Genomic DNA, 4,561 nt, shown 5'->3' with positions numbered 1-4,561 from the left:
GGCGTTGATCTCGGGCGATACCTGGATGCTCACAGCCGGCCGCCTCGTGCGGCGCCCGGGCAGGACGGAGCGGCCGCTCCCGATCGCGTACGGGAGCGGCCTGCGCTGCGCGGGTCAGCGGCGGCCATACCCGCCCGGGCCGTCGAATCCATCGGTGTCGAGGCGGCTGTTGCCGTACTCGATCTCGTCGATGTTGCGGTCGCGGGTGTCCTTCATCATCCGGACGTTGCTGACCGTGGCGTCGGTGATGCCCACCAGCGCGTCGCGGATGGACAGCATGGTGTCCTTGGTGGTCTGCCGCTCCTCCTGCTCCTGCGGCTTGGCCTTCTCCGAGAACTCGCTGTTGGTTCCGGGCCACGAGACCGTGGGGGCCAGCTCGTCGAGGAACTCCTCGGTCATGCTCCTGGTGAGCGTGCCGATCTCCTCCAACTGCCGTGCCAGGGCCTCGATACGGTGCGGGTCGACGTAGTAGCGCTGTCCCATCCGTCAGTCCTCTCCCTCGTCGCCGAGCGCGTCCCGCCAGGCGGGGGTGGCCGGGCCGCCCCGTGCCGGATCCTCGTCGTCCTCGCGCAGCACCTCGGGGCCGAAGATGCGCTCCCAGTCCAGCTCGAAGCCCTTCAGCTCCGGCACATCGCTGCTGGGCTCGGCGAAGGGGGCCATCGCCCGCATCACATGCCGGTTCATCTTCAGGCGTGCCGCGCTCGCCGCCTCCAGGACGCTGGCGGCCAGCTCCTGCGGGGACATGTCACGGTACTTGTTGTCCAGGAACTCGATCCCGGTCAGTTCGCCCTGCGGGCCCGAGGTGGCCCGGACCACGCGGTCGGAGGAGAGCACGGCAAACGAGGCCGTCCGCAGCTCGCGCTCGGTGCGCGCGACCGCCTCCTGGGCCGCGTGCAGTTCGGCCATGGCCTTCTCCAGGCGCTTCTCCAGCGGTTCCGTCACGTCCGATCCCCTCCTGCCTCGTTCTTCCCGTCTCCACGTATGACCGTACGGTCACCGTGTCCGGCCCTCGCGTCCGGCCCCGCCGTGGGGGCCTGAGCGGCCGTCACCTGCCGATGACGGCCGGGGTGCCGCCCTCCTCCGTGCCCCACACGTCCGCGTCCTCCTCCAGGTAGTCGGTGTAGGTGGCGGGCCTGCGCTCCTGATCCGGCTCCTCCTCGGGGGTGTTGCCGCCGCCGGTGGTCGTCACCCGGGAGGCTGGGGCCAGGAAGGTGTCGCTGTCCTCCTGCCGGTTCCACGGGCTGCGCCTGCGGCGGTTGCGGCGTTCGCTCTCCTCCGCCGCGTCGACCAGGACGGCGCGCACGCGCTCGCCGTTGCCCTTCTCGCCACCCGCGCCCATGCCTCCCATGCCGCCGCCCATCGGCATACCGGGGCTGCCCGGCATGCCCGGGGCGCCGGGGGCTCCGGGGCCGCTGCCTCCGGCGCCGGGGGTCGTCGCGTTGTTCGTGGCGCTGTCGGAGAGCGGGGGCACCTGGCCGGGGATCTCCGAGGAGGGGAGGTTCGCACCGGGGAGGCCGCCGCCGGAGCCGCCCGCTCCACTCTGGGCACTCAGCCCCAGCTCCGAGAGCGAGACGTCCCGGGTGCTGGTCCCGTCGCCACCTCCGTCGCCGCCTTCGCCGCCGACTCCCTTCAGCGCGTCGAGATCGAGGTCCCGGCTGCCGTTGGGGTCCCGGTTCCCGTTGAGGTCTCCGAGGTCGCCGAGATCACGGTTCCGGCCGAGGTCCCGAAGGTCGTCGAGGTAGTCGGGCCTTCCGTCGCTCCCGCGCGAGTCGAGCTCGTCGAGGGTGACCGTCTCCGTCCTGCCCTGCGGGTCGGTGACGGTGGCGATGCCGGTGTCCGGGTCGATGGAGTGACGGGAGCCGTCCGGGAAGGAGTTGACGAACCGGCCGTTGTCCAGCGAGGAGACGGAACCGTCCGGGTTGGTCACGTCGGCCCCGTGGGTGAGGTCGGTGGTGAGGCTGGAACCGTCCGGAGCGATGCTGGTGAGCTGTCCCGTGTCCGGGTCGAAGACGGCTTTCCCACCGTCCGGGAAGGACGTGGCGAAGTCGCCGTTCTCCAGGCCGGTCAGGCTGCCCGTGGAGGAGGGGAGGCCCGCGCCGTCGGTGTTGAGGTTCCCGAGGTCACCGAGGTCGTTGACGGTCTCCCGGTCGCCGAGGGACTCGGTGGGCAGGTCGGCGTTGATGTCACCGAGGTCACCGAGGTCTCCCGTCCCGTTCCGGTCGTTCAGGCCCCCGAGGCCTCCGAGGTTCTCGGTGGTGACGGTGCCGTCGGGCGCGGTCGAGGTGGCCTGCCCGGACCTCGGGTCGATGACCTGCGTCGTCCCGTCCGGGAAGGTCGTGGTCAGCTTGCCGTCGTCGCCGAGCGAGGTGACCGAGCCGTCCGGGTTGGTCACCCGGACGCCGTCGCCCAGATCCTGCGTGGTGGTGCTGCCGTCCGGGTGGGTGGTGGTGAGCAGCCCGCTGTCCTGATCGAAGGAGGTGCTGCTGCCGTCCGGGAAGTCGGTGGTGAGGCCGGAGCCGTCGAGCTGGGTGGAGCCGCCTGTCGGAGTGTCGAGGGAGCCACCCGCACCGTTCAGGTCGCCGAGGTCGCCCAGGTTCCGGGTGATCGCGTCGTTGGCCGCGTCGGCGGGGTTCCTGGTGTTCCCCGGGCCGTTGAGGTTGCCGAGGTTCTGTCCGATCGGGAGAGGTCCGCCGCCCGGTGCCCGCTGGTTCTCGCCGCCCGGGTTGTTCACGTCTTTGAGGCCGCCGAGGTTCTCGGAGACCACGTGGTTCACGTCGTCGAGGCTCGGGCTGTTCCCGCCGCCGGGACCAGGGGTGTTGAGGCCGCCGAGGTCGCCGAGGCTCTCGGTCACCGGGACGTCCTGCTTGAGGTTCAGCAGGTCGTCGAGGTCGCCGGGGTTCCCGCTCCCGCCGCCCGGCCCGTTGATGTTGCCGAGGCTCTCCTCCATCTGCTTGGCCTGCTCCTCGGCCTCCCGCTTGGCCTCCTCCTTCTCGCGCCGCTGCTCCTCACGAAGCTCGTCCGCGTACCGGCGGTCCTCGTCGCGCTGGTTGTTCTGCTCCTCGCGCATCTCGTCCTGGAGCTTCTTGTCCTCCTCGCGCTGGAGGCGCTGCTCCTCACGCATCTCCTCCTGGAGCTTCTTGTCCTCCTCCCGTTGGCGGCGCTGCTCCTCGCGCAGTTCGTCCTGGAGCTTCTTGTCCTCCTCGCGCTGGAGGCGCTGCTCCTCGCGCAGTTTCTCCTGGTACCGGCGGTTCTCCTCGTTCTCCTTGTTGATCCTGTTCCTCTCCTCCTCCAGCTTCTTCTTCTCGTACTCCTCGCCCGCCGTACTGGTCGACTTGGGTTTGGGCACGTTCTCGGTGAAGTCGTCGGAGAGCGAGAGGAACTGGTTGTTGAGCTTGGACTGCACTGCGCGCGCGGGGACGACGAGCAGCTCGTCGACGGCCCTGCTCCAGATGTCGACCGCCTTGTCACCGACCTTCGCCCAGTTCGCGATGTCGTTGAGGTCTCCGTAGTCCGGGTGCACCTGGGTGAATCCGGCCTGCGGTTTGTGGGTGACCGTCGTGGTGTACCGGGAGCTGTACGACGTGATGTCCGTCTTCGCCACATTGTTGGTGTCCACCCACTGGGCCAGGTCGTCGAGCACGTAGCGCAGTACCCGGTGCGGGTCGTAGTAGTCGGACTGGGCCCAGGCCAGCCACTTCTCCAGCAGGGTCCTGGCCGCTTCCTCCAGGTGGGCGCGGCCCAGGGAGAGCGCGCGGGAGTACACGGTCTTGCCGGTGCCGTTCTGGTCGCCGGTGCCGGCCGTGTTGTCGAACGTCTCCACGTAGTTGTCGTAGTTCTCGCGGACCTTCCTGATGAGGCTGATGAAGACCTCGGCCGCCTCGCCCTTCCAGCTCGCGTCGTCGCGGCCGAAGCGGTCCTCCCACTCCTTGAGCAGCGGCGCCTGGTCCTTGAAGAACTTGGCCGCGTAGTCGAAGGACTCACCGGTGGAGTTGAAGGTGCTCAGGTCGACGATGCCCTTGTCGCTGGCTCCTTCCCCGCTGAAGCGGCCGTCCCCGCTGTTTCCCTGCAGCAGGGCGAGGAGTGCCGCCCGCGGCCCGTTCATGTACCGGGCCAGCGGGATGGTGCTCATCTTGTCCTTGTTGTAGTCCGTGAACTCGCCGCCCTCACGGACGCTCACCTTCGAGACGTCGGTGGAGTCGGTACCGGCGAAGATGATCTCGTCACCCGACTTCACACGCCCCTCGAAGACGATCCGGGCCTGCTTGATGGAGCTCTTCTTTCCGCTGTCGAAGAACCAGATGTCGTAGTCCTGGCCCTTGTTCTGCAGGAAGCCGGAGTCCTTGACGAGGAGACCGAGACTGCGCTCCTTGATGTCCATCCGGAAGAGCTTGCCGCCGTGGTCGGAGCGGAGCGTGTCGAAGATGGTGGAGCGGCTGGGCACCGGGTAGCCGGTGATGTGGGTGACGAGTTCGGCCCAGTTGTCGGAGGACGCCGCATCCGTCTTCCGGTACTTGTCGACGTTGCCCTTGGATTCATCGTCGTACTGGTCGGCCACCGGGCG

General features: G+C 69.0%; 3 protein-coding genes. All 3 read right to left on the bottom strand.

Annotation, left to right across the window (positions count from 1 at the left end; translation table 11 throughout):
* Positions 1 to 114 precede the first annotated feature (114 nt).
* Positions 115 to 483, bottom strand: a complete 369-nt coding sequence (locus tag ACZ60Q_RS25325) for a hypothetical protein (RefSeq protein WP_469638856.1) — start codon at positions 481 to 483, stop codon at positions 115 to 117.
* Between the two features lie 3 nt (positions 484 to 486).
* Positions 487 to 942 (bottom strand): YbaB/EbfC family nucleoid-associated protein, encoded by a 456-nt coding sequence (locus ACZ60Q_RS25320; protein WP_469638853.1) that lies wholly within the window; start codon positions 940 to 942, stop codon positions 487 to 489.
* 103 nt (positions 943 to 1,045) lie between these two features.
* Positions 1,046 to 4,555, bottom strand: a complete 3,510-nt coding sequence (locus ACZ60Q_RS25315; protein WP_469638850.1) for an AAWKG family protein — start codon at positions 4,553 to 4,555, stop codon at positions 1,046 to 1,048.
* Positions 4,556 to 4,561: the final 6 nt, after the last annotated feature.

The organism is Streptomyces sp. NPDC104313 (genome assembly GCF_055583985.1).
The sequence above is the reverse complement of the archived record's forward strand: the minus strand, read 5'-3'. Positions and strand labels throughout refer to the sequence as shown.

What these genes read in the sequence shown, in the direction of transcription:
- ACZ60Q_RS25325 (WP_469638856.1), bottom strand. Translation starts at nt 483, where the DNA reads ATGGGACAGCGCTACTACGTCGACCCGCACCGTATCGAGGCCCTGGCA.